Here is a 2,342-nt window from a genome sequence, read left to right on the forward strand (position 1 = left end):
TTGAGGCCATCCTGCCGTTCCAGGACTGGCTGATCACGCACCGCCACACCCCGACTTTTTCAGGTCGAAGTAGCTAGCATAGCGGGGTTAGCTATCCTTGCTCGGCCCAGGGATTTCGGACAGTGGACCCGCTTAAAATAGGGATCTACTGACATTCGAATTCCGGACGATCCCGCGGGGAAATCCGCGGCTAGCCTGATGAACCCCCGACAAAGTCGGAGCCTTGCCGGGCGCAACACTTTACCGCCGTTGAGCTGCGTCTTCGGCGGTGCAGGAACGGAGGAACGGGGTTCGTGAAGGTAGGAGACCGGAGGGCAAGTCGGTAATTCAGCATCCTCAGTCTCGAGGACGATCGCGCACTGATCGAGTCGACGATCGAGGCCCCAGGAAAATACGCGTTCAGCGTCGCGGTGAAGTTTCTCGTCCCGGCGGAGTCCTGATGGTCACTGTCGGAGGGACGATCTACTCCGACAGCCGCGACGAGCAACAGGTCGCCACTCACTGCCCAGACCGGTGATCTGATCACGGTCCTGATCTGCGGTGTTCCGCGGATTGGCAGGTGCGTGGCGGCCTGTTTCTCTTTCCGATCTGGGGTGAATCCGCCATCACTCGGCCTGCACCTACGGGCCCACTCGATTGGGTAGCTGTACCGATCCGCCTCCGGCGGTCGATACACAGCGCAGGAGGGGTGCGCTTCCCAACTGAGCCCGTTTCCGACCAAGGAGTTCGTCATGTTAGACCTGGGGTTTTTCTACGCTTTCCCTGAGATCACCGCCGCCATCATGGCACTAGGGAACGCAGTGCGGTGGTGGCAGTCGCTTCCATCCAACTAACCCCGGAGGTGATGACGGTGATTCCGATCCCCCCATATGGGCTGGGTGACAGCTGGATGGTGTGGACACCCTGGCTGGTGCCCATCGTTCTCTGGTGGAACTCCTGGCACTGACCCAATACCTGTCGCCCGCCGCGGGCGACGAGCTGTCCTGAGCCTTCTACCTGCGTAGCTCCCAGGTCACGGGCACAATCGGGCGTATGCGGCTGATCGCGCCCATGCTGGCCACGGCCGGTGCCCTCCCGGACAACACGGACCGCCCGTGGAGTTTCGAGATGAAGTACGACGGGTGCCGAATGCTGGCCTCGGTGGGCGGCGGCCGCGAGCCGGTGCTGTGGACCCGCGCCATGAACGTGGTGACACCCTCGTATCCCGAGATCGCCGAGGCATTGACAGCGGCGTTCGGCGGCCGCGGCCGCATCGTTCTCGACGGGGAGATTGTGGTACTCGATCACGGCAAGCCCTCGTTCGGACTGCTCCAGCGGCGCATGGGGGTTGCTCATGCGACGAAACCGTTGCAGCGGCGAATACCTGTGACATTTCTACCCTTTGACGTCCTGGCGCTCGACGACCTGGATCTCATGAGTGCGTCGTACCTGGATCGGCGAGCGGAGTTGGCCGGGCTGGATTCGATCATCCAACTCGTCGGCGGCCTGCCCATCACCGTCCCTCCGCACTGGGAGAATCAGAGCAGCACAATCATGCTCAATGCCGCGAAAAGCGCTGGCATGGAGGGGATTTTAGCCAACAGATCGGCATCGATCTACCTTCCGGGCCAGCGGAGCCGATCCTGGATCAAACACGCAATCCGCACTCGCAGTTCGGTTGTGGTGATCGGCTTCGTCGGCTCGAGCCGGTCGGTTGCCGCGCTGATCCTCGGGGCGTACGACGCCGAAGGACGGTTGGTCCAGGTCGGTTCGGTCTCCTCCGGACTTACGGTGCCGATGCGCCGACAGCTCCGGGAGGACTTCCGGCCGCTGGAACGCCCCAGCAGCCCTCTCACGGACCCGTCAGCGGCCGCGGAGACCTTCCCTGGGGTTCAGGGGCTGACTCCTCGGCTGGTCGTGGACGTCGCCTACAGGGCGCACACGGCGGGTGGGCTCCGGCACCCCTCTCTGAAAGGCCGGCGATTCGACGTCGATTTTCAATCGGTCCGGGTGGAGGACCTGTAGACCGGCCAGAGGAAAGCCGCCGACACCTTCCCCGGCGTCAGCGGCTCCTCATCCCCTACGTCGGGAACGCTACGCAATGTAGGTCTTACCCGGCACGGGGGTGACAGTGACGCCATATCGCCTCTCGGCAAGTGGTCGCTCGCAGCGACTTTTTTAGTGTGGTACCCGGGTATGAGCGCCACCGTCAGCGTCTTCAACAGCGGCCGAGGTGGTGGCATTCCGGGGGCCGGCCACTCCCAGCCAGATATTGATGAAGCCGTGAGCAAGGGTTCCCTCCGGGTCGGGACGGTGTTGCTGACTGTTGCTGTAGGTGATCCATTCCTTCGGTGGGCAACGGG

General features: G+C 63.0%; 2 protein-coding genes. One reads left to right on the forward strand and one right to left on the reverse strand.

Annotation, left to right across the window (positions count from 1 at the left end; all coding sequences use genetic code 11):
• Window positions 1-1,032 precede the first annotated feature (1,032 nt).
• The gene (locus R4P95_RS33360) at window positions 1,033-2,004 is read left to right on the forward strand and encodes a DNA ligase (protein ID WP_317747482.1); all 972 of its coding nucleotides are present in this window, start codon (window positions 1,033-1,035) and stop codon (window positions 2,002-2,004) included.
• A 153-nt stretch (window positions 2,005-2,157) separates the two neighbouring features.
• Here the strand turns inward: R4P95_RS33360 and R4P95_RS33365 are convergent.
• Window positions 2,158-2,342, reverse strand: a 185-nt coding sequence (locus tag R4P95_RS33365; RefSeq protein WP_317840530.1) for a hypothetical protein, incomplete at its 5' end; no start/stop codon positions are given.

The organism is Rhodococcus sp. IEGM 27 (assembly GCF_033142305.1).
Classification (GTDB): Bacteria; Actinomycetota; Actinomycetes; order Mycobacteriales; family Mycobacteriaceae; genus Rhodococcus_F; species Rhodococcus_F oxybenzonivorans.

Bases quoted from the DNA above. Each gene is read 5' to 3' on its own strand.
- R4P95_RS33360 (WP_317747482.1), top strand. From the start codon at position 1,033: ATGCGGCTGATCGCGCCCATGCTGGCCACGGCCGGTGCCCTCCCGGAC.